The sequence below is a fragment of the Streptomyces flaveolus genome (assembly GCF_014648815.1).
Classification (GTDB): Bacteria; Actinomycetota; Actinomycetes; order Streptomycetales; family Streptomycetaceae; genus Streptomyces; species Streptomyces flaveolus.
Genome location: NZ_BMRV01000011.1, coordinates 207,314 through 230,338, shown reverse-complemented (window position 1 = coordinate 230,338; position 23,025 = coordinate 207,314). Strand labels below are relative to the sequence as shown.

General features: G+C 71.5%; 17 protein-coding genes. 10 read left to right on the top strand and 7 right to left on the bottom strand.

What is annotated here, in order from left to right; genetic code table 11:
• Positions 1–84 precede the first annotated feature (84 nt).
• Both IEZ05_RS24740 and IEZ05_RS24735 read left to right on the top strand, forming a co-directional pair.
• Complete coding sequence (locus IEZ05_RS24740; protein ID WP_189232432.1) at positions 85–1,911, top strand: AMP-dependent synthetase/ligase; 1,827 nt, start codon at positions 85–87, stop codon at positions 1,909–1,911.
• A gap of 83 nt (positions 1,912–1,994) precedes the next feature.
• Positions 1,995–2,831 carry an aldo/keto reductase gene (locus IEZ05_RS24735; RefSeq protein ID WP_189232431.1) on the top strand — a complete coding sequence of 279 codons (837 nt, stop codon included), beginning with the start codon at positions 1,995–1,997 and terminating at the stop codon, positions 2,829–2,831.
• A gap of 73 nt (positions 2,832–2,904) precedes the next feature.
• On the opposite strand, the gene IEZ05_RS24730 is transcribed toward IEZ05_RS24735, so the two are convergent.
• Both IEZ05_RS24730 and IEZ05_RS24725 read right to left on the bottom strand, forming a co-directional pair.
• Positions 2,905–3,834, bottom strand: a complete 930-nt coding sequence (locus IEZ05_RS24730) for a class I SAM-dependent methyltransferase (protein ID WP_189232430.1) — start codon at positions 3,832–3,834, stop codon at positions 2,905–2,907.
• 147 nt (positions 3,835–3,981) lie between these two features.
• Entirely contained in the window at positions 3,982–5,715 is a 1,734-nt protein-coding gene (locus tag IEZ05_RS24725; protein WP_189232429.1) for a glycoside hydrolase family 6 protein, read from the bottom strand.
• Between the two features lie 515 nt (positions 5,716–6,230).
• Between IEZ05_RS24725 and IEZ05_RS24720 the strand changes: the two genes are divergently transcribed.
• Positions 6,231–9,152, top strand: coding sequence for a glycoside hydrolase family 48 protein (locus IEZ05_RS24720; RefSeq protein WP_189232428.1), 2,922 nt, complete (start codon positions 6,231–6,233; stop codon positions 9,150–9,152).
• 200 nt (positions 9,153–9,352) lie between these two features.
• Here the strand turns inward: IEZ05_RS24720 and IEZ05_RS24715 are convergent, their stop codons facing one another.
• The 4 genes from IEZ05_RS24715 to IEZ05_RS24700 all read right to left on the bottom strand — a co-directional run bounded on the left by IEZ05_RS24715 (position 9,353) and on the right by IEZ05_RS24700 (position 13,122).
• Positions 9,353–10,009, bottom strand: a complete 657-nt coding sequence (locus IEZ05_RS24715) for a hypothetical protein (RefSeq protein ID WP_189232427.1) — start codon at positions 10,007–10,009, stop codon at positions 9,353–9,355.
• A gap of 114 nt (positions 10,010–10,123) precedes the next feature.
• On the bottom strand, positions 10,124–11,995 hold the full coding sequence (locus tag IEZ05_RS24710; protein WP_189232426.1) for a rhamnogalacturonan lyase: 1,872 nt from the start codon (positions 11,993–11,995) through the stop codon (positions 10,124–10,126).
• Positions 11,996–12,071: 76 nt separating this feature from the next.
• Positions 12,072–12,812, bottom strand: coding sequence for a class I SAM-dependent methyltransferase (locus IEZ05_RS24705; RefSeq protein WP_189232425.1), 741 nt, complete (start codon positions 12,810–12,812; stop codon positions 12,072–12,074).
• A 4-nt stretch (positions 12,813–12,816) separates the two neighbouring features.
• On the bottom strand, positions 12,817–13,122 hold the full coding sequence (locus IEZ05_RS24700; protein ID WP_189232424.1) for a 4a-hydroxytetrahydrobiopterin dehydratase: 306 nt from the start codon (positions 13,120–13,122) through the stop codon (positions 12,817–12,819).
• 131 nt (positions 13,123–13,253) lie between these two features.
• On the opposite strand from IEZ05_RS24700, the gene IEZ05_RS24695 reads away from it, so the two are divergent.
• Complete coding sequence (locus IEZ05_RS24695; RefSeq protein ID WP_189232423.1) at positions 13,254–14,069, top strand: helix-turn-helix domain-containing protein; 816 nt, start codon at positions 13,254–13,256, stop codon at positions 14,067–14,069.
• Here IEZ05_RS24695 and IEZ05_RS24690 read toward each other — a convergent pair.
• Positions 14,051–14,476 carry a hypothetical protein gene (locus IEZ05_RS24690; RefSeq protein WP_189232422.1) on the bottom strand — a complete coding sequence of 142 codons (426 nt, stop codon included), beginning with the start codon at positions 14,474–14,476 and terminating at the stop codon, positions 14,051–14,053. The two genes, IEZ05_RS24695 and IEZ05_RS24690, sit on opposite strands and share 19 nt — an antisense overlap.
• A gap of 220 nt (positions 14,477–14,696) precedes the next feature.
• Here IEZ05_RS24690 and IEZ05_RS24685 point away from each other — a divergent pair, with 220 nt between their 5' ends.
• The 6 genes from IEZ05_RS24685 (at position 14,697) to narI (ending at position 23,024) form a co-directional block, all read left to right on the top strand.
• On the top strand, positions 14,697–15,560 hold the full coding sequence (locus IEZ05_RS24685; RefSeq protein WP_189232421.1) for a helix-turn-helix domain-containing protein: 864 nt from the start codon (positions 14,697–14,699) through the stop codon (positions 15,558–15,560).
• Between the two features lie 43 nt (positions 15,561–15,603).
• Positions 15,604–16,419, top strand: coding sequence for an SAM-dependent methyltransferase (locus IEZ05_RS24680; protein ID WP_189232420.1), 816 nt, complete (start codon positions 15,604–15,606; stop codon positions 16,417–16,419).
• 101 nt (positions 16,420–16,520) lie between these two features.
• Complete coding sequence (locus IEZ05_RS24675) at positions 16,521–20,216, top strand: nitrate reductase subunit alpha (protein WP_189232419.1); 3,696 nt, start codon at positions 16,521–16,523, stop codon at positions 20,214–20,216.
• Complete coding sequence (narH, locus tag IEZ05_RS24670; protein ID WP_189232418.1) at positions 20,216–21,811, top strand: nitrate reductase subunit beta; 1,596 nt, start codon at positions 20,216–20,218, stop codon at positions 21,809–21,811. Before IEZ05_RS24675 ends, narH begins: the two co-directional genes overlap by 1 nt.
• Positions 21,811–22,305 (top strand): nitrate reductase molybdenum cofactor assembly chaperone, encoded by a 495-nt coding sequence (gene narJ, locus IEZ05_RS24665; RefSeq protein ID WP_189232417.1) that lies wholly within the window; start codon positions 21,811–21,813, stop codon positions 22,303–22,305. The genes narH and narJ overlap by 1 nt, the downstream gene beginning before the upstream one ends.
• Positions 22,302–23,024 carry a respiratory nitrate reductase subunit gamma gene (gene narI / locus IEZ05_RS24660; RefSeq protein WP_189232416.1) on the top strand — a complete coding sequence of 241 codons (723 nt, stop codon included), beginning with the start codon at positions 22,302–22,304 and terminating at the stop codon, positions 23,022–23,024. The genes narJ and narI overlap by 4 nt, the downstream gene beginning before the upstream one ends.
• The last annotated feature ends 1 nt before the right edge of the window (position 23,025 follow it).

Sequence of the window (23,025 nt, the reverse complement as noted above, 5' to 3'; positions counted from 1 at the left end):
ATTCCGACGGCCCTCCCGTCCCCGCCCCGCGTGGGGTAGCTTTCACCGCGCCGTGCGGGGCGTCACCAGGAGCGGGGAGCGGGTTTGCGCGAGTTCACCAACCCTCCGACGGCGTCGGCACCACCCGTGGGCGGTCTGGCCGACGTGGTCTTCCGGCATGCCCAGGAGGACCCGCAGCACATCGCCCTGGGCCGCAAGGACGAGGACGGGCAGTGGCGGGACGTGACCGCCGCCGCCTTCCGCGACGAGGTGCTGGCCCTCGCCAAGGGCCTGCTCGCCCAGGGCATCCGCTTCGGCGACCGGGTCGCCATCATGTCCCGCACCCGCTACGAGTGGACGCTCTTCGACTTCGCCCTGTGGACGATCGGTGCCCAGGTGGTGCCCGTCTACCCGACGTCCTCGGCCGAGCAGTGCCTGTGGATGCTGTACGACGCCGAGGTGACGGCGGCGGTCGTGGAGCACGAGGACCACGCGATGACGATCGCCACCGTCATCGACCGGCTGCCGCACCTGCGCGGCCTGTGGCAGCTCGACTCCGGCGCCGTCCAGCAGCTGTACGACGCGGGCGCCCACCTCGACGACGAGGTGGTGCACCGGCACCGGCAGGCGGTCACGCCCGACTCGGTCGCCACCGTCATCTACACCTCGGGCACCACGGGCCGCCCCAAGGGCTGCGTCATCTCGCACGGCAACCTCATGTACGAGGCGGACACCGTCATCAGACGCTGGGAGCCGGTGTTCCACTCCAAGAAGGGCGACGAGGCGTCGACCCTGCTGTTCCTGCCGCTCGCGCACGTCTTCGGACGGATGGTGGAGGTCGCGGCGATCCGGGGCCGGGTCCGCTTCGGCCACCAGCCGCAGCTGAACGCCGCCGCGCTGCTGCCCGACCTGGCCGCCTTCCGGCCGACGTTCATCCTGGCCGTGCCGTACATCTTCGAGAAGGTGTTCCACGCGGCCCGGCGCAAGGCCGACAAGGAGGGGAAGTCCGGCCCCTTCGAGAAGGCCGTCGACGTGGCGGTGAAGTACGCGGAGGCGGTGGAGGCCAAGGCCTGGGGCATCGGCCCGGGCCCCTCGGCGGGCCTGCGGATGCAGCACCAGCTGTTCGACAAACTCGTCTACACCAAGGTGCGGGCCGCGATGGGCGGACGCATCCGCAACGCCATGTCGGGCGGCTCGGCGATGGACCGGCGGCTCGGCCTGTTCTTCGCGGGCGCGGGCGTGCAGATCTACGAGGGCTACGGTCTGACCGAGTCCACGGCGGCGGCCACCGCCAACCCACCCGAGCGCACCCGCTACGGCACGGTCGGCCGCCCCATCCCGGGCGTCACCGTGCACATCGCGGACGACGGCGAGATCTGGCTGAACGGCGCCAACGTCTTCCAGGGCTACCTCAACAACCCGAAGGCCACCGACGAGACACTGCACGACGGCTGGCTGGCCACCGGTGACCTGGGCTCGCTGGACGAGGACGGCTACCTCACCATCACCGGCCGCAAGAAGGAGATCCTGGTGACCTCCGGCGGCAAGAGCGTCTCGCCGGGACTGCTGGAGGAGCGCGTCCGGGACCATCCGCTGGTCAACCAGTGCATCGTCGTCGGCAACGACCGCCCCTACATCGCCGCCCTGATCACCCTCGACCAGGAGGCGGTCGAACACTGGCTGACGATGCGCAACAAGCCCCGGATGTCCTCGGCCGAACTGGTGCACGACGCCGACCTGGAGACGGAGGTGCGGCGCGCGGTCGTCGCGGCCAACACGCTCGTCTCCCAGGCCGAGTCGATCCGCACCTTCCGCATCCTGGCCCAGCCGTTCACCGAGGAGCACGGGCTGCTGACCCCGTCGCTGAAGCTCAAGCGCAAGGCCATCGAGAACGCCTACGCCACCGAGGTCGAAGCCCTGTACCGGGCATGAGTTTCGCGGTCAGGAATGCACGGCGCCTCGTGATCGTTGACGATGGGAGTACCACCTGACCACAACCGAAGGATCAAGAGCTCGTGAGCAGCAAGGTCCCCCCGATCATCCTGAACAACGGCGTCGAGATGCCCCAGCTGGGCTTCGGCGTCTGGCAGGTGCCGGACGACGAGGCCGAGACGGCCGTCGCCACGGCCCTGGAGGCCGGGTACCACAGCATCGACACAGCGGCGATCTACGGCAATGAAGAGGGCACCGGCAAGGCCATCGCCGCTTCCGGCGTCGCCCGCGAGGACCTCTTCGTCACCACCAAGCTCTGGAACAGCGACCAGGGGTACGACTCCACCCTGCGCGCCTTCGACACGTCGCTGGCCAAGCTCGGCCTCGACTACGTGGACCTGTACCTGATCCACTGGCCGCTGCCGTCGAAGGACCGCTACGTCGACACGTACAAGGCGTTCGAGAAGCTGTACGCCGACGGCCGGGTCCGGGCCATCGGCGTCTCCAACTTCCTGCCGGAGCACCTGGAGCGGCTGATCGCCGAGACGTCGGTCGTCCCGGCCGTCAACCAGATCGAGCTGCACCCGCACCTCCAGCAGCACGCCGCCCGCGACATCCACGCGAAGCAGGGCATCGCCACCGAGGCCTGGTCCCCGCTCGGCTCGGGCAAGGGCATCCTGGAGATCCCGGCGATCGTGGCGATCGCCCAGAAGCACAACCGCACCCCGGCCCAGGTCGTGCTGCGCTGGCACCTCCAGCTCGGCAACGTCGTGATCCCGAAGTCCGTGACGCCGTCGCGGATCGAGGAGAACATCGACGTGTTCGGCTTCTCCCTGGACACCGAGGACCTCGCGGCGATCAGCGCGCTGAACGAGGACCGGCGCCTGGGCCCGGACCCGGCGGAGTTCGACGTCGCCTGACCCGCACGCGCACCGAGGGGCCCGGTCCGGACGGACCGGGCCCCTCCTGCCTGTGCGGTCCGGTTCCCCGCCGTCAGTCGGCGGGCCGCACCGCCGTGTAGACCGTGTGCGCCAGCAGGACGAACACGTCGGGCCGCCGGTGCACGCTCGCGGCGTCCTCGGGGTCGAGCAGGCGGTCGAGGGTGGCCCGGTCCTCGGCGTCGAGGCCCTCGCCGAAGCGCTCCCGCACCCGGGACAGGGAGGCGGCGACGTACGCGCGCGCCTCGTCGGAGACGGGCGCGGGCAGGTCCAGCAGGAAGCTTCGGGTGCCGGTGTGCTTCAGGCCCGCCGCGGACAGCAGCGCCGGCCAGTCCTCGGCCTCGGCCACGGAGCCGGGAAGGCTCGCGCGCATCTCGGCGAACGCGTCCTCCTCGGCGGCGTGCAGCCGGGCCTGCAGCCCCGGGCGCCCGATGCCGATGTCCCGGGGCAGGAAGCGGGCGGGCAGCCCGCCCTCCAGGATCGCCAGGGTGCCGCCGGGGGCGAGGTGTCCGGCGAGCGCGGCGAGGGCGGCGCGCTGGTCGCCCAGGTGGTGCAGGCTCTGGCTCGCCCACAGCAGGTCGGCCGGGTAGTCGAGCTCGCCCAGGACGCCCGGCAGTTCACCGGTGAGGGTGCCGAAGCGGTCGGCGACGCCGAGCCGGGCGGCCCGGTCGCGGGCCCGCTCCAGGAGGGGGCCGGCCCCGTCGACGGCAACGACCCGGGCGTCCGGGAAGGCGTCGGCGAACAGACAGGAGACGACGCCGGGTCCGCTGCCCACGTCGGCGATGAGTCCCGGCTCGGTCACCTCCCGGGCCAGCCAGGCCATCGCCCGCCGGTACAGGGGCGTGAACAGCTCCGCCTGCGCCTCCAGCAGCGGGGCCATCGCGGCCCAGTCGATGTCGTGGTCGTGGTCGTGGTGATGACCGGGCTCGTGCCGGTGGTCACGCTTGTCAGGGTGGTCGTGCTGGTGGTCGTGGTCGTGCGCCATGCCGGTCAGCCTTCCGTTCGCGGGCCGTCAGGGTGCGACGACTCACCGCGCCGGGGCAAGTTCTGTTGCCGCAATCGCAAAACGACCGTGCGGGGTCCGGCCGTGGGAGGCCGGACCCCGACGGTGTCTACCTACACCCGGGCCCGCTCACGACAGGGGCGGGTAGGCGTTCTTCATCAGCTCCTGGAACTGCGCGGAGAACCACTGCCCGGAGAGCGGGGCGTCCGGGAGGGCGCCGGACATGCTGTTGCCGTTGCGGGCGTTGCCGGTGTACGTCGGGTCGCACATCCGGTCGAAGCCCTTGCCCTCGTTGTTCGGGATCTCCTTGCTCGCGCCGTCCGACTCACCCGGCGGCTTCATCCACACGTAGGCGTCGATGCCCGGCTCGGGGTTGGCCTTCGGCCGTTCGCCGAGGCCCGCGCCGGACTGGTTGCACCAGTTGCCGAGGTGGATGCGGCGGTCGTAGCGGCCGCCGTTGACGTAGGTGTCGACGCTGGTGGTGGCGCCGGGACCGGTGGGCCGCTGGGTGCCGCCCCAGCCGTTGCGGGAGGTGTCGATGAGCATGCCGATCTTCTGGTCGAAGCCGATCGAGACCAGCTTGTCGCGCATGGCCTGGGCGTAGGAGAGCTCGTCGGTGTAGCGGTTCCAGTCGACCCACTTCGACTGGCGCACGGACGTGCCGTTCACACTGTCCGTGATCTTGAAGTTGTTCTCCTTCAGCGCGCTGTAGTTGGCGGTGTTGACGATGAAGCCATGGACGTCGTTCACGGTCGCGCCCTCGGTGGTGGCGGCCGTCTTGAACATGTCGGCCGAGGGGCCGAAGTTGTCGTCCCAGCCGAGCCAGCCGTGGTGGCCGGCGTCGATGTAGTTGTAGACGTTACCGATGTCACCGAGCTTGTTCAGGGCGTAGCCGACGCCCTTCTGGTAGTTGCCGTTGGCCTTCATCACGTCGCAGTTGGGCGTGGCGGTCGGCCGGCCCGAGACGTTGGTGACGAGGTTGGGCAGCGAGTCGATCTCGACCGTGGTGACGATCCGCAGCGAGGCGTACTTCGGGTCGGCGAGGATCGCGGCGATCGGGTCGATGTACTGCGTCTTGTACTTGTCGATCTCCGTCGGACCCAGCTCGCCGTTGGAGGCCAGGGCCGAGCAGTCACGTCCGGGCAGGTTGTAGATGACGAGCTGGACGTACAGCTCGCCGGAGCCCTTCTGCTTCAGCGCCTCGTCGAGGTGGTCGCGCAGGCCCATGCCACCGTTGACGCCGTTGATGGCCGCGATCCGGTCCAGCCAGACACCGGTGGGCTGGTTGGCGACCCGGCTGCCGCCGGGCTCGGCCGCCGCCTTCGCGGACCACTCCGGGTTCACGTACCCCTTGGCGCCGGCGTAGGGGTTGTCCACCCGGCCGGACGGCCCGGGGTCGGTCGGGTCCGTGGGATCGGTCGGGTCGGTGGGGTCGGTCGGCCCGCCGTCGACGTTGCAGGTCACGCCGTTGAGGGTGAAGGTGGCCGGGATCGCGTTGCTGCCGCTGTAGGTGCCCTGGAAACCGAAGCTCGCCGAACCGCCGGTGGCGAGCGTCCCGTTGTAGGACTCGTTGGCCGCCGTGACGGCGGCACCGCTCTGGCTGACCTTCGCGTTCCAGCTGTTGGTCACCTTCTGGCTGCCGGCGTACGTCCACCCCAGCGACCAACTGGAGGTGGCGGCGCCGTTGTTGGTGACGGTCACGGCGGCGGTGAAGCCGCTGCCCCAGTCGTTCTGCACCTTGTAGTCGACGGTACAGGCGGCGGCCGCCGCTCCGGCGCTCGCGGAGTGGGCGGCGAGGGCCGTGCCGGAGGCGCCGGCGACCAGCGTCAGGGCGGCGAGCATCGCGGTTCTGGTCCGGGTCATGAGTGGGGGTTCCTTCTTTCGTCGGGGTGCGGGTGCGGTCGTACGGGGCCACGCGCATGCCGGGCGCGGGCCGCTGCCGGACGGCACGGGGGCGCCGCCTCGGTCGGAGGCCGGGAGCGGCCCGCGGGCAGCGGCAGGCAGCCCGCGGGGGGAGCTGTGCACCGGTACATCGGACGATCGCGCGTCGGACCGGCCGCAACGGCGGCTAAAAGTCCTGAACGCGGGAGGTGGAGCGGGGGGTGTCGCACGAGCGACTCCTTGCAGTTCGGGCGCGCCGTGACGGACGCGTCGACTGATGGAACCGCTCCCACTGGTGCAGCGAAGGTAGCGCCAAGTGACGGCAAAGAACAGAGGAGTTACCGACTTTCCGTCCGCGCCATCTGTCGAATCTTTTCGACTCTTCACACACCTTGACCGCTCGGGACCCTCTCCGCACTATGGGAGCGCTCCCACTGGTTCAAGGCTTGTCGCTCCTCCCCCACTCCCCCTCTTCGAGCCGCAGGAGGAACCAGCACATGCATCCCCGACGCAGACGCAGACGCCATGGCACGCGGCGCCTGTGGACGGCCGCGGCGGCGGCCCTCGCACTTCCCCTGACCATGGTCGGAACCGGTTCGACCCCCGCTCAGGCCGCGGCACTTCAGTGCAGCGTGGACTACCGGACCAACGACTGGGGCTCCGGCTTCACCGCCGACCTGACCCTGACCAACCGCGGCGCCGACGCCATCGACGGCTGGACGCTGACCTACGCCTACACGGGCGACCAGAAGCTGACGAACGGCTGGAACGGCACCTGGTCCCAGTCCGGCCGGACGGTCACCGTGAAGAACGCCTCGTACAACGGGCGGGTCGCGGCCGGCGCCGCCGTCTCCACCGGCGGGCAGTTCACCTACAGCGGCACCAACACCGCGCCGACGAATTTCGCGGTCAACGGCACCCCGTGCACCGGCGCGCACCAGCCGCCGATCACCGTGCTGACCAGCCCGGAGGCGGGCGCCGTGTACTCGCAGGGTGAGGCGGTGCCCCTGGCGGCCACGGCTGCCGCCGCGGACAGCGCCACGATCAGCAAGGTGGAGTTCTACGACGACACCACCCTGCTCGGCACCGACACCAGCGCGCCCTACACCTACTCGGCCTCTGGCTTGACCGTGGGCAGTCATTCCCTGGTGGCGAAGGCGTACGACAGCACGGGCGCCTCCGCGGACTCCACCCCGGTCGGCATCACCATCGCCTCGGGACCGGTCGTGGTCGCCACGCCCGGCCAACTCGGCGTCCAGCAGGGCGAGTCGGGCACGTACGAGGTGAAGCTGTCCAAGCAGCCGGCCGCGAACGTGACCGTGACGACCGCGCGGGCGAGCGGCAACAGCGGCCTGTCCGTCACCGGCGGGGCGAGCCTCACCTTCACCCCGTCGAACTGGGGGACCGCGCAGAAGGTGACCGTGGCCGCCGACGCCTCCGGTACCGGCTCGGCGGTCTTCGAGTCGACGGCCCCGGGGCACGGCAAGGCCGCGGTGACGGTGACGCAGCTGGCGGCGGCGAAGGACTACGACGCCCGCTTCCTGGAGCTCTACGGCAAGATCACCGACCCGGCGAGCGGCTACTTCTCCCCGGAGGGCATCCCGTACCACTCGGTCGAGACACTCATCGTCGAGGCACCGGACCACGGCCACGAGACCACGTCCGAGGCGTACAGCTATCTGCTGTGGCTCCAGGCGATGTACGGCAAGGTGACCGGCGACTGGTCCAAGTTCAACAACGCCTGGGGAATCATGGAGAAGTACATGATCCCCACGCACGCCGACCAGCCGACGAACTCCTCGTACAACGCCTCCAAGCCGGCCACCTACGCCCCCGAGCTGGACACGCCGGAGGAGTACCCGGCGAAGCTCGACGGCACGGTGCCGGCCGGCCCCGACCCGATCGCCGGTGAGCTGAAGTCGGCGTACGGCACGGACGACGTGTACGGCATGCACTGGCTGCAGGACGTCGACAACGTCTACGGCTACGGCAACTCGCCCGGCAAGTGCGAGGCGGGTCCGTCCGACACCGGCCCGTCGTACATCAACACCTTCCAGCGCGGCGCGCAGGAGTCGGTGTGGGAGACGGTGCCGCAGCCGACCTGCGACGCCTTCAAGTACGGCGGCAAGAACGGGTACCTGGACCTGTTCACCGGCGACGCGTCCTACGCCAAGCAGTGGAAGTTCACCAACGCCCCGGACGCGGACGCGCGGGCCGTGCAGGCCGCGTACTGGGCGGACATCTGGGCGAAGGGCCAGGGCAAGGGCGCGGAGGTCTCCGGGACCGTCGCCAAGGCCGCCAAGATGGGCGACTACCTGCGCTACGCGATGTACGACAAGTACTTCAAGAAGGTGGGCAACTGCGTGGGGCCGGCGAGCTGCCCGGCCGGCACCGGCAAGGACTCCTCGCACTACCTGCTGTCCTGGTACTACGCCTGGGGCGGTGCCACCGACACCTCGGCGGGCTGGGCCTGGCGCATCGGTTCCAGCCACGCCCACGGCGGCTACCAGAACCCGCTGGCCGCGTACGCCCTGAGCAGCTACGCCGATCTGAAGCCCAAGTCGGCGACGGGCGCGGCGGACTGGGCCAAGTCCCTCGACCGGCAGCTGGAGTTCTACCGCTGGCTGCAGTCCGACGAGGGGGCCATCGCGGGCGGCGCGACCAACAGCTGGGCGGGCCGGTACGCGACGCCGCCGGCCGGTACGCCGACCTTCTACGGCATGTACTACGACGAGAAGCCGGTGTACCACGACCCGCCGTCCAACCAGTGGTTCGGCTTCCAGGCGTGGTCCATGGAACGGGTCGCCGAGTACTACCAGCAGAGCGGTGACGCGGACGCCAAGGCGGTCCTGGACAAGTGGGTCGACTGGGCGCTGTCGGAGACGACGGTCAACCCGGACGGCAGTTTCCGGATCCCGTCGACGCTGCGGTGGTCGGGCAAGCCCGACACCTGGAACGCCGCGTCCCCGGGTGACAACGGCGACCTGCACGTCACGGTCGCCGACTACACCGACGACGTCGGTGTGGCGGCCGCGTACGCCAAGACCCTGACGTACTACGCCGACCGCTCGGGCGACACGGAGGCGGCCGCGACCGCCAAGGCGCTGCTCGACGGCATGTGGGCGAACAACCAGGACGCGCTCGGCATCGCCGTCCCGGAGACCCGCGCCGACTACAACCGCTTCGACGACGGCGTCCACGTCCCGGACGGCTGGACCGGCACCATGCCGAACGGCGACACGATCGGCGCGTCGTCGACGTTCTCCTCGATCCGCTCCTTCTACCAGGACGACCCGGCCTGGTCGAAGATCGAGAGCTATCTCGCGGGCGGTGCCGCGCCCACGTTCACGTACCACCGGTTCTGGGCGCAGGCGGACATCGCCCTCGCCATGGGTTCGTACGCGGAGCTGCTCGAATAGTCCCCGCGAGGCGCTCCGCGGGTGGGGCGGGATGTTCGACTGCGGGCCGTGTGTGGCTGGTCGCGCAGTTCCCCGCGCCCCTTCGGGGCGCCTGACGGCTCCGTGTGCTCGGCCCCGTCACCGGACGACGGGACCAACCTGCCGGGCGTCCCTCGTCCACGCCGAGGGACGCCCGGCCCTCGCACGTCCCTTGCCGCGCCCTACTTGATCTCGCCCGTGAAGATCGCGGTGTCGGATTCGTAGTCCGGGACGACCTCGATCTGGACGAGCTTCTCGCCCTTGGGGAGTGTGCAGCCCCACGGCACGTTGATAGACCGTCCGGCGAGAAGCTGGGTGTCGGGACCGCCGTTCAGTCCGGTGGCGCTGTCGAAGACGGCCTCGCTGCTGTGACCGTCCTTGCCGTAGGAGCAGTTGACGGAGAGCGCGGTGGCGTCGAGCGTCTCGCTGCCGCCGTTGTCGACCTTGACGGTGAACCGCACGTACGGCGTGCTCTCGGGCATGGCGGTGTCGGTGGACACCGCCCGCTTGAAGCCGGAGAGGCCGACCCGGACCTCACCGTCGTAGGTGACCGTGTCGCCGAGCGCGTACACCCCGTCGTCCGAGGCCTCGGGGGCGGGTTCGGTCTCCTCGTCGGCCGCGGTGGTGTCCCCGGCGCCCACGGTCTCCGTCACGGTGACCGTGGGCGCCGGCTCGGCCTCGTCGTCGCCGGTGACGCCGACGGTGACCGCGGCCGTGACCGCCGCGGCGACGACGGCCGCGGCGACCGCGATGAGCGCGGTCCGGTTCTGCTTCGGGGGCTGCGGAGGCACCGGCGGCCAATAGGGCGGCGCGGGCGGCGGCGTGGTGTGGTTGCTCATGGTTCTTCCCCCGGAGGCGATGTGGTTGCGTGCTACATCATCCCCCGGAAACGCGCCGCGTGAAGATCTCGTGACGGAATCGTGTCGACGCAACGGCGTGCCCCGGCGCGTGCGTCAGGGGGTGAACACCGCCGGTCTCGGGGCCGTTGCCATTTTGGCGCCGATGAAGAAGCTCGGGTGGGGCGGCTGGTTGTAGGCCGTGTTCTGCCAGGCCAGGGCCGTGCGGTACTGGGTGTCGTGGAGCAGGGTCGTGATGCGGGTGTCCGCGTCGTACGGCGTGGAGTGGATGCGCAGGGCCCTGTTGTCGCTGGTCCGCCAGACGACCTCCTCGCGCCAGTCGCCGAGGATGTCGCCGGAGAGGACCGGCGTGGCCTTCGTGCCGTTGTTCGACGCCACCCCGGAGCCGGTGAGCAGGCGGGTGTCGCCGGACGTGCCGTACTTGTCGATGCGGGTGCCGTCGAGGAGTTCGCGGACGGGGTCGCCGTCCCACCAGGACAGGAAGTTGGCGCTGGAGGGCTTGCGGCTGTGGACGACCGTGCCCTTGGGATTGCGGATACCGCTCTCGGCGGACGACCAGGACTCGGCGCCCGCGCTGCCGGACCAGATGTCGGCCGAGACGCCCCGGCCGTTGTCGCCGCTCGCGGGAGTGGACCAGATGACCTGGCCCGTGCGCGCGTCCGCCATCCAGGACGAGGGCTTCGAGCCGTCCTCGTCCACCTTGAACTCCTCCAGGCCCGCGCGGCCCGGGTCGAGGTCACCGACGTGCATGGCGTCGCCGTGGCCGTTGCGCGTGGTCCACAGGGCGTTGCCGTTGTCGTCGACGGCCATGGCGCCGTAGACGATCTCGTCCCTGCCGTCGCCGTCGACGTCCGCGACGGACAACTGGTGGTTGCCCTGGCCGTCGTAGCCCTTGCCGCTGTTGGTGGAGGAGTTGGTGTCGAAGGTCCAGCGTCGGGTGAAGGCGCCGCCGCGCCAGTCCCAGGCGGCGATGACCGTGCGCGTGTAGTAGCCGCGGGCCATGACCAGGGAGGGTCGGGAGCCGTCCAGGTACGCCGTTCCGGCCAGGAAGCGGTCGACGCGGTTGCCGTAGGAGTCGCCCCAGGACGAGACGGTGCCCCGGGCGGGGACGTAGTCGACGGTGCCCATGGCCTTGCCGGTCTGCCCGTCGAACATCGTCAGGTACTCGGGGCCGGACAGGACGTAGCCGGAGGAGTTGCGGTGGTCCGCGGACGGGCTCCCGATGACCGCGCCGGTGCCGTCCTCGGTGCCGTCGGCGGTTTTCATGGCGACCTCGGCCCTGCCGTCGCCGTCGTAGTCGTACACCTGGAACTGGGTGTAGTGGGCGCCGGAACGGATGTTGCGGCCCAGGTCGACGCGCCACAGGCGGGTGCCGTCGAGCCTGATGCCGTCGACGACGGTGTTGCCGGTGTAGCCGGACTGGGAGTTGTCCTTGGCGTTGGTGGGCTGCCACTTGAGGACGATGTCGAGCGCGCCGTCGCCGTCGAGGTCGCCGACGGAGGCGTCGTTGGCCTCGTAGGTGTAGGCGACGCCGTCGGGGGTGGTGCCGCCGGCGGGCGGGCTGATCGGGACGTCCTTGTAGCCGGACCGGAACTGGATCGCGTGGACCGAGTCGCCCTGCTCGGTGCCGTTGACCACGGCGCGGACCGTGTAGTCGGCCTGGGAGGGTGCGCCGGCGTGGAAGTAGGTGGTGGAGCCGGTGACCGGGCTGGAGTTGACCTTCGTGCCGGCCCGGTAGACGTTGAACGCGACGTCGTCCGGGTCGGTGGCGAGCCAGCGCCAGCCGACCAGGTTGCCGTCACCGGTGTGGACGCTGACCACGCCCCGGTCGAGGGCCTCGACCTGGCGTGCGGTGGCGGCCTCGGCGGTGCCCGGGGCCAGTGTCGTCAGACCCGCGCCGACGAGGCCGGCGGCGAGCGCTGCGGCCAGGACGAGGGGGCGTCTGCGGTGCTTGCGGGGGTGCCTCACGTGACGAACCTCCTGGAGGACGGATGCATTCCGCCTCTCGGTCGCCACCGGGGGCGCCGGGGTTGCCGCCCGGCGCCTACGCTTTCGCGAACGCCCTCAGGGTGAACACCGGGTCCGGCCGGGGCCGTTCCTGGTCCGGCAGCGCCTCCAGCCGAGTGGCGAAGCGTTCGGCGAGCTCCCCGCCCGGCGGTAGCGTGACGAACCAGCCCCGCCGCAGGTCGGCCACCGTACGACGGGGGCTGCGGCCCTGGCCGTGGCCGGTGAAGCGGGCCTCGCCGGCCGGTGTCAGGCCGTGGGCGCGGGCGTACGACTCGACCACCTCGGCGGCGTCGCGTGCGGTGCTGGGCGGGCGGGTGGCGAGCACGGCGTCGATGTCGCTGCCCACGTTGTGCGCGGCGCCCTTGTCGACCGTCGTCACATACACCCCGCCGGGCCGCAGCACGCGGGCGCACTCGCCGACGATGGTGCGCACGTCCTCGGCGCCGGGGGCCAGGTGCAGCAGCCACACGCTGCTCACGGCGTCGAACTCACCGTCCCGGAAGGGCAGCCGGCGGCTGTCGGCCAGCACGACGGCGCCGGGCAGCCGGGCGGCGGCCCGGCGGGCCATCGCGGGGGCGAGGTCGGCGCCGGTCACGCGCAGGCCCGCCCGTCCGGCCGCGAGCCGTCCGGTGACGATACCGGTGCCGCAGGCGACGTCGAGCAGGCCGCGGGCGTGCGGGGGAACGAGGCTCAGGACCGCCCGGGCGGCGGCTTCGGCGCGGGGCTCTCCGCCGCGCAGGGCGTCGTAGCGTTCCGCTTCTTCGTCGTAGTCGAGCACACCGTCAGTGTGCCCCGTGGCTCCCGGCCAGGTCCTCCACCCTGCGGGCGAGCTCGACGTCCTTCTCGGTGACGACGCCGCCCGCGCTGTGGGTGCTGACCGCCAGGGTCACCGTGTTGTAGCCGAGGGTCAGGTCGGAGTGGTGGTCGAGTTCCTCCTGCACCTGCGCGACGTGCACGACCATCGCGGTCGCCGCGAAGTGCGAGTCGAGCCGGTAGGCGCGGGTGAGGCGGTCCCCGTCGAGGGACCAGCCCGGCAGCTCGGCCAGGCGCTCCTCGATCTCCTTCTGCGACAGCGGTTCCACGGGCATGGGCTGCGCTCCTCGTCTGCTGGGGTGCGGGCACGGTGCCGTACCCTCGACAGCCTGCCACAGCGGGGCCGCCGTGGCCCTGGCCCGCGACGCCGGACGCGCCGGGCCCGCGGTCGACTACCGTTCCGCGTATGACCGCACTCATGTCCGGTACCACCCCCACCGCCCAGGGCGTGGGCCCGCTGCTGCGGGCCTGGCGGGAACGGCGGCGGATCAGCCAGCTGGAGCTGTCGCTGCGCGCCGATTCCTCCGCCCGGCACATCAGCTTCATCGAGACGGGGCGTTCCCGGCCGAGCGAGGAGATGGTGCTGCGGCTCGCCGACCGGCTCGACGTCCCCATGCGGGAGCGCAACGCGCTGCTCCTCGCGGCGGGCTACGCCCCGCACTACCCGGAGACCCCGCTGGACGACCCGGCGCTGGACGCCCTGCGCGCGGGCATGGAGCGCCTGATCAGGGGCTACGAGCCCTATCCCGCGCTGGTGGTCGACGCGCGGTACGAGGTGCTGGCCGCCAACCGGGGCATCGCGATGCTGATGGACGGCCTCCCCGAGCACCTGCTCGCGCCCCGGCCGAACGCGATGCGGCTGGCCCTGCACCCCGAGGGCCTGGCGCCGCGCATCCGCAACCTGCGCGAGTGGCGCGGGCACCTGCTGGAGCAGATGCAGCGGCAGATCGCCCTGGACCGCTCACAGGCCCTGCGGGCGCTGTACGAGGAGGTCGCGGCGTACCCGGTGCCGGACGACGCCCACGACGAGGAACCGGACGAGCCGGTGCCGTACTTCGCGCTGCCGTTGCGGATCGAGCACGAGGGCCGGACGCTGTCGTTCATCTCGTCCATCTCCACCTTCAACACGCCGATGGACGTGACGGTCGCCGAGCTGGCCATCGAGACGCTGCTCCCGGCCGACCCGGCGACGGTCAAGTACCTTCAGACGCTCGTGTCCTGACGCTGCCTCAGTGCCGCGTACTGGAGCAGCGCGAATCCCGTGACGACCAGCGCCTGGAGCACCGTCCACACCGCGCCGGCCGTGGTGGGCGAGAGCCAGAGGGCCAGGGCGGCGAGACTCAGCGCCGACCAGGCCAGGTTGGCCTCCACGACGGCCCGCACCGCGAGGGCCGGCGGGTGCCGGCGTGCGGCCACCAGACCCACGGCGGCCGTGTACACGGCGAGGAACGCGCCGATGCCGAGCAGCAGCCCGGAGCCGGCCCCGAGGAAGCGGCCCAGCGGCCCGGACAGGGCGAGGTAGGCGAGCGCGTTGGTGCCGGTCACGACCGCGTCCAGGGCCAGGAAGCGGCGGAGCATCAGCTGCGGCTCGAGGGTGCGGGCGAGTGCGGCGAGCTGGTTCGTGGACATGGCGGGTCACCCTCCGTCGGGATCGGGCAAGGCTGCGGGGAACCGGGGGCCGGGCCGGAGTGCGCCGGTCCGGCCCCCGGTGTGTCTCCACGATCCCGTCCGGACGGGAATCGGTCGATTACCCGAGGGGTAATGCGGTCGCCGCCCCTGAGCCCCTGTGGGGCCGGTGGCGGAACATGACAGACTGCGGGGGGACTTGGGCGCGTTGGGGAGGCGTGGCGTGAGTGAGCGGCGGGTGGCACCCACCGTGGGTCAGGTGGTGCTGGGCAAGCGGCTCCAGGAGCTGCGCGAGCGGGCGGGCCTCAAGCGCGAGGAGGCCGCCAAGGTGCTCCGGGTGGCCCCGGCGACCGTACGCCGCATGGAAACGGCCGAGGTCGCGCTGAAAATACCGTATGTCCAGATCCTGTTGACGGCGTTCGGGGTGCCCGAGGAAGAGGTCGCGGCGTTCGTCACGCTGGCCGAGGAGGCGAACCGGCCGGGCTGGTGGCAGCGCTACACCGACGTGCTGCCGGACTGGTTCAGCCTGTACGTGAGCCTGGAGGGCGCGGCACGGATCGTCCGCTCCTACGAGCCGCACTTCGTGCCCGGCCTGCTCCAGACCGAGGACTACGCCCGTGCGGTCCTGGACGCCGGGACGATAGGGACCGCGGGCCAGGAGGCGGTCGAACGGCACGTGTCCCTGCGCATGGAACGGCAGCGCCTGCTGGACCGGCCGGACCCGCCGCACCTGTGGGTGATCATGGACGAGACGGTGCTGCGGCGCCCGGTGAGCGTCCACGGCCGGGTGATGCGCGAACAGCTCGACCGGCTGCTGGAGTTCGCCGTCCGGGACCGGGTGACCCTCCAGGTCGCCGAGTTCGAGGACGGTCCGCACCCGGGGACGTACGCCCCGTTCACCCTGTTCCGTTTCGCCGAGCCGGAGCTGCCCGACATGGTCTTCACCGAGTACCTGACCGGCGCGCTCTACCTCGACTCCCGCGCGGAGGTCTCCACCCACCTGGAGGTCCTGGACCACATGACGGCACGCGCCGCCTCCACCCAGCGCACCGAGAAGATCCTGCGGGAGTACCGCGAGAACTACTGACCCGGCCACCCGTCAGCACCATCCCTGAGGGAGAACACACCGCATGACCGGATCCGACGCCGCGTCCACCCCCATCGACACCAGCCGGCCGCATCCGGCCCGCGTCTACGACTGGTGGCTGGGCGGCAAGGACAACTACCCCGTGGACGAGGAACTGGCCCGGAAGATCCTGGCCGTGGACGACACGGCGGTGCGCGGGGCGCGTGCCAACCGCCGGTTCATGCAGCGGGCGGTCCGTACGGTCGCCGACGCCGGGATCCGCCAGTTCCTGGACATTGGCACGGGCATCCCCACCGAGCCGAACCTGCACCAGGTGGCCCAGGGCGTGGCACCGGAGGCGCGGGTGGTGTACGCCGACAACGACCCGATCGTGCTCCGGCACGCCGAGGCGCTGCTGCACGGCTCGGCGGAGGGCGGCACCGAGTACGTCCACGCGGATGTCCGGGACCCGGACACCATCCTGCGGCTGGCCGGCGAGTGCCTGGACTTCGAGCGGCCGGTCGCCCTGTCGCTGGTGGCCCTGACGCACTACCTCGGGGACGCGGCGGACGGCGACGACGTGCACGGGCTGCTGAAGCGGTACGTCGACGCCCTGGCGCCGGGCAGCTTCCTGATCCTCTCGCAGGTCACGCCCGACCTGAACCCGGAGGCGGTCGGCCGGGCCGCCAATCTGTTCGCCCGCAGCGGCACGCCGTTCCACCCGCGCTCGCTCGCCGAGTTCGCACGTTTCTTCGACGGCCTGGAGCTGCTGGGCCCCGGCGTCATCCCGGTGACCGGTTGGCGGCCGGACCCCGAGGACGTGGCGGCCCAGACGGAGGGCATCGTCCCGGTGTACGCGGGGGTGGCGCGCAAGTCCTGAACCGTCCCGGCACCGCGCGCCCTGACCCGTACGGGCGCCGCGGACAGGTGGGCGATCCCTGCGGCCCCTAGGTTCGGAGCCAGGCGAGCAAGGGAGCGCACGTGACCGACACGCGGACACCGCCCACCGAGCCGGGCGCGGCGCTGCTGCGCGCGGGCCGGTTCTTCCGGCCCGGCACCGCCGCCCCCGACCTGCACAGCATCGGGCTGGTCGGCGGGCGGGAGTCGGACGCGTTCTACCGGGACCGCTGGAGCCACGACAAGGTCGTGACCTCCACGCACGGCGTGAACTGCACGGGCTCCTGCCGCTGGAACGTGTTCGTCAAGGACGGCATCATCACCTGGGAGACCCAGGCGACGGACTATCCGTCGGTCGGCCCGGACCGTCCGGAGTACGAGCCGCGCGGCTGTCCCCGGGGCGCCGCGTTCTCCTGGTACACGTACTCGCCGACCCGCGTGCGCCACCCGTACGTGCGCGGGGTGCTGCTGGACATGTACCGCGAGGCCCGGGCCCGGCTCGGGGACCCGGTGCTGGCCTGGGCCGACATCCAGGGCGATCCGGAGCGCCGGCGGCGCTACCAGCGGGCGCGGGGCAAGGGCGGGCTGGTCCGGGCGAGCTGGGACGACGCGGTGGAGATGGTCGCCGCGGCCCACGTCCACACCATCCGGCACCAGGGACCGGACCGGATCGCCGGGTTCTCCCCCATCCCGGCGATGTCGATGGTGTCGCACGCGGCCGGGGCCCGCTTCCACTCCCTCATCGGCGCCCCGATGCTGTCGTTCTACGACTGGTACGCCGACCTGCCGGTGGCCTCCCCGCAGGTCTTCGGCGACCAGACGGACGTGCCCGAGTCGGGCGACTGGTGGGACGCGGCGTATCTGATCATGTGGGGCTCCAACGTCCCGGTGACCCGCACGCCGGACGCGCACTGGATGGCGGAGGCCCGCTACCGGGGTCAGAAGGTGGTCGTCGTCGCGCCCGACTACGCCGACAACGCCAAGTTCGCCGACCAGTGGCTGCACCCGCACCCGGGCACGGACGCGGCGCTGGCGCTGGCGATGGGGCACGTGGTCCTCAAGGAGTTCTTCGTCGACCGGGTCACGCCCTTCTTCGACGACTACGTGCGGCGCTTCACCGACCTGCCGTTCCTGGTGACGCTGACCGAGCGGGACGGGGCGTACGTGCCGGCGAAGTTCCTGCGCGCCGCCGACCTCGGGCAGGAGGGCCGGGACGCGGAGTGGAAGACGGTCGTGCTGGACGAGGTGACGGGCCGCGCGGTGGTGCCGGGCGGGTCGCTGGGCTTCCGCTGGAACGAGGCGGACCGGGGGAAGTGGAACCTGGACCTCGGTGACGTGCGCCCCCGGCTGAGCCTGTACGGCCACGAGGCGGCGGCGGGCGTCGAGGTGCTCCTCCCCCGCTTCGACACCGAGGGCGGCGCACACGGCCAGGGCCGGGGGGACGTCGTCCGGCGGGGCGTGCCCGCCACCCGGCTGGGCGGACCGGGCGGGCCGCTGGTGACGACCGTGTTCGACCTGCTGCTGGCGCAGTACGGCGTGGCCCGGGCCGGGGTGCCGGGCGACTGGCCGGCGTCGTACGAGGACGCGGGCGCGCCCGGCACCCCCGCGTGGCAGCAGACGCACACCTCGGTCCCGGCGGCGGCCTGTGTGCGGATCGCCCGCGAGTTCGCGCGGACCGCCGAGAGGTCCAAGGGCCGCTGCATGATCCTGATGGGCGCGGGCACCAACCACTGGTTCCACTCGGAGACGATCTACCGGGCCTTCCTCGCGCTGCTCCAGCTGACCGGCTGCCAGGGCCGCAACGGCGGCGGCTGGGCGCACTACGTGGGCCAGGAGAAGTGCCGCCCGGTGACCGGCTGGGCGTCGCTGGCCGCCGCGACGGACTGGTCCCGGCCGCCGCGCCAGATGATCGGCACGGCGTACTGGTACCTGAACACCGACCAGTTCCGCTACGACCGGTTCGGTGCGGACGTGCTGGCCTCGCCCCTCGGTGAGGGGCGGCTCGCGGGGATGACGGCCGCGGACTGCCTGGCGCTGTCGGCGCGCACGGGGTGGATGCCGTCGTACCCGACCTTCGACCGCAACCCGCTGGAGCTGGGCGAGACCCCCGGCGACCCGGTGGCGAACGCCGTGGCCGAACTGCGCGCGGGCACGCTGAAGTTCGCCTGCGAGGACCCGGACGCCCCGGAGAACTGGCCGCGGATCGTGACGCTGTGGCGGGCCAACCTGCTGGGCTCGTCGGCGAAGGGCGCCGAGTACTTCACCAAGCACCTGCTGGGCACGCACTCGTCGCTGCGCGCCCAGGAGGCGTCGCCCGAGGAGCGGCCCCGCGATGTGGTGTGGCACGAGGAGGCGCCCGAGGGGAAGGTCGACCTGCTGCTGTCGCTGGACTTCCGGCACACCTCCTCGACGCTGCTGTCCGACGTGGTGCTGCCGGCCGCGACCTGGTACGAGAAGCACGACCTGTCCAGCACCGACATGCACCCCTACGTCCACGCGTTCTCCCCGGCCGTGGACCCGCCCTGGCAGGCCCGCACCGACTTCGACACGTTCAAGGCGCTGGCCGAGAAGCTGAGCGAGCTGGCCGTCGGCCGTCTCGGCGTCCGCAGGGACCTGGTGGCGGCGCCGCTCCAGCACGACACCCCGGGCGAGATCGCCCAGCCCGGCGGGGTCGTGCGGGACTGGAAGCGCGGGGAGTGCGACCCGGAGCCGGGCAGGACCTTGCCGAACCTGACCGTCGTGGAGCGGGACTACACGGCGGTCGGCGCCAAGTTCGCGGCGCTGGGACCGCTGGTGGAGACCAAGGGGCTGCCCGCCAAGGGCATCACCCTGAGACCGGACGAGGAGGTCGAGCTGCTGCGGCGGACGAACGGCGCGGTGCGCGGCGGCCCGGCCGACGGGCGCCCCGCGCTGGACACCGCGGTGAAGGCCGCCAACACCATCCTCGCCCTGTCCGGCACCACCAACGGCCGCCTCGCCACGCAGGGTTTCCGCACCCTGGAGGCGAAGACCGGGCAGGAGATGGCCCACCTGGCCGCCGAGCACGAGGGCAAGCGGATCACGTACGCGGACACGCAGGCGGCGCCCGTGCCGGTGATCACCTCGCCGGAGTGGTCGGGCAGCGAGGCCGGCGGGCGGCGGTACACGGCGTTCACCCTGAACACCGAGCACCTCAAGCCCTGGCACACCCTCACCGGCCGCCAGCACTTCTTCCTCGACCACGACTGGATGCACGAGCTGGGCGAGGCGCTGCCGGTGTACCGGCCGCCGCTGGACATGAGCAGGCTGTTCGGCGAGCCGCAGCTCGGCCCGGACGGACACCGCGAGGTGACGGTCCGCTACCTCACCCCGCACAACAAGTGGTCCATCCACTCCGAGTACCAGGACAACCTGTTCATGCTGGCGCTGTCCCGGGGCGGGCAGACCATCTGGATGGCGCCCCAGGACGCGGACGCGATCGGCGTGTCCGACGACGACTGGATCGAGGCGGTCAACCGCAACGGCGTGGTCGTGGCCCGCGCCATCGTCTCGCACCGCATGCCGCCCGGCACGGTCTACATGCACCACGCCCAGGAACGCACGGTCAACGTGCCGCTCGCCGAAACGACCGGGAAGCGCGGCGGCATCCACAACTCGCTCACCCGGCTGCTCCTCAAGCCGACCCATCTCATCGGCGGTTACGCCCAGTTGTCCTGGGCGTTCAACTACCTGGGGCCGACGGGCAACCAGCGCGACGAGGTGACGGTGATCCGCCGCCGTGCCCAGGAGGTCGAGTACTGATGCGCCCGATGGCCCAGATCGCGATGGTCATGAACCTCGACAAGTGCATCGGCTGCCACACCTGCTCGGTCACCTGCAAACAGGCGTGGACCAACCGGCGGGGCATGGAGTACGTCTGGTTCAACAACGTCGAGACCCGCCCCGGCCAGGGCTACCCCCGCCGCTACGAGGACCAGGAGAAGTGGCGGGGCGGCTGGGAGCTGAACCGGCGGGGCGCGCTGCGTCTCAAGGCGGGCGGGCGGCTGAAGAAGCTCGCCGGTATCTTCTCCAACCCGCGGCTGCCCGAGATCAAGGACTACTACGAGCCCTGGACGTACGACTACAAGAACCTCACCGACGCCCCGCTGGGCGACGACTACCCGGTGGCGCGGCCCGTCTCGCAGCTCGACGGCAAGCCGATGAAGATCGGCTGGTCGTCCAACTGGGACGACAACCTGGGCGGCGCCCCCGCCTACGGCGACCTGGACCCGATGGTGGAGCGCACCCGCCGGGAGGCCTCGGACAAGGTGCGGTTCGCCTACGAGCAGACCTTCATGTTCTATCTGCCGCGCATCTGCGAGCACTGCCTCAACCCGTCGTGCGTGGCGTCCTGCCCGTCCGGGGCGATGTACAAGCGGTCGGAGGACGGTGTCGTCCTGGTCGACCAGGACCGCTGCCGGGGCTGGCGGATGTGCGTGACCGGGTGCCCGTACAAGAAGGTGTACTTCAACCACCGCACCGGCAAGGCCGAGAAGTGCACGCTGTGCTATCCGCGCATCGAGGTGGGCCTGCCGACGGTCTGCTCGGAGACCTGCGTGGGGCGGCTGCGGTATCTCGGGGTCGTGCTGTACGACGCCGACAAGGTGACCGAGGCGGCGTCCACACCGAACGAACGGGACCTGTACGAAGCCCAGTTGGGCGTCTTCCTCGACCCCGAGGACCCCGAGGTGCGCCGGGCCTGCGAGGCCGCGGGGATCCCGCACGACTGGCTGGAGGCGGCCCGGCGCTCCCCCGTGCACGCGCTGGTCAGCAGGTACCGGGTGGCGCTCCCGTTGCATCCCGAGTTCCGCACCCTGCCGATGGTCTGGTACATCCCGCCGCTGTCGCCGGTGGTGGACGCGCTGACGGAGACCGGGCACGACGGCGAGGACGCGGACAACCTGTTCGGCGCGATCGACACGCTGCGCATTCCGCTGGAGTACCTGGCGGAGCTGTTCACCGCGGGCGACGTAGCCCCGGTGCGAGCCTGTCTGGAGAAACTGGCCGCGATGCGCTCCCACATGCGGGCGGTCAACCTCGGCGAGGAGACCGACCCGTCGGTCGCGGCCGCCGCCGGCCTGACGCCGACCGCGATCGAGGACATGTACCGGCTGCTGGCGATCGCCAAGTACGAGGAGCGGTACGTCATCCCCACGGCCGCCGTCGGGGACGCGCGGCGGCTGGAGGAGTCCGCGCTTCCGGACACGTGCAGCCTGGACGTCGACGGCGGCCCCGGCATGGGCGGCGACGGCCCGTTCGGCCAGGACTCGGGACGCAGGCGGCTGCCGCTGGTGCCGGTGGAGAACTTCCACATCCTGCGCCGGCGGCAGACCGCGGACGACGAGAGGGAGGTGTGATGCCCGGCTTCGAGGTCCTGTACCAGGCGGCGGCGCTCTGCCTGACCTACCCCGACGACGACTTCCGCGCCCGGCTGCCCCTGCTGCGCGAGGCCGCGCCGCAGCTGCGGGAGTTCACCGACCATGCGGCGGTGACACCGCAGGGCGCACTCCAGGCACACTACGTGGAGGTCTTCGACTTCAAGAACCGGCACAGCCTGTACCTGAGCTGGTGGAGCGACGGCGACACCCGGCGGCGCGGGATGTCGCTGGTCCGCTTCAAGGAGCTCTACCGCGCCCACGGCCTGGAGTTCACCGGCGAGGAGCTGCCCGACTTCCTGCCGGCCGTCCTGGAGTTCACGTCGCGCACCGGCGACCTGGGCCTGCTGGTCGAGCACCGCGACGCCCTCGGCGAGCTCCGGTCCCGGCTCACCGCCGCGGGCACGCCGTACGCGTGCGTCCTGGCCGCCGTGTGCGCCACCCTGCCGCCCGCACCGACCGGAGCACGCCGATGACCGTTTTCCTCTGGAGCGTCCTGCCCTACGCCGCGTTCGTCCTGCTCGTCGCCGGGCTGGTCTGGCGGCACCGCTACGACCGGTTCGGCTGGACCACCCGCTCCTCCCAGGTCTACGAGTCGAAGCTGCTGAACATCGCCTCACCGGTGTTCCACTACGGCATCCTGTTCGTGCTCGTCGGCCACCTCATCGGGCTGTTCGTCCCCGCGTCGTGGACGCGTTCGGCCGGCGTCAGCGAGCACGCGTACCACCTGTTCTCGCTGTACGGCGGCACCCTCGCCGGGGTGCTGACGGTCGCCGGGATCGGGCTGCTGATCTACCGGCGCCGCACCAACGCGCCGGTCTTCCGCGCCACCACGGCCAACGACAAGGTCATGTACGTCTTCCTGCTCGGTGCCATCGTGCTCGGCATGGTCGCGAAGCTGTCCGACACCTCCGGCAACGGCTACGACTACCGCACCACCATCGCCCCCTGGGCGCGCAGCCTGTTCACCCTGCACCCGAAGACGGGGCTGATGGAGGGGGTGCCGGTGCTCTACCACGTGCACGCGGTGATCGGCATGGTGCTGATCGCGCTGGTGCCCTACACCCGGCTGGTGCACATGTTCAGCGCCCCGCTGCAGTACGTGTTCCGCCCGTACGTGGTCTACCGGTCGCGCGACCCCAGACAACTGGGGCCGCGCCCGGACCGGCCGGGGTGGGAGCGGGCGGGCTCCTAGC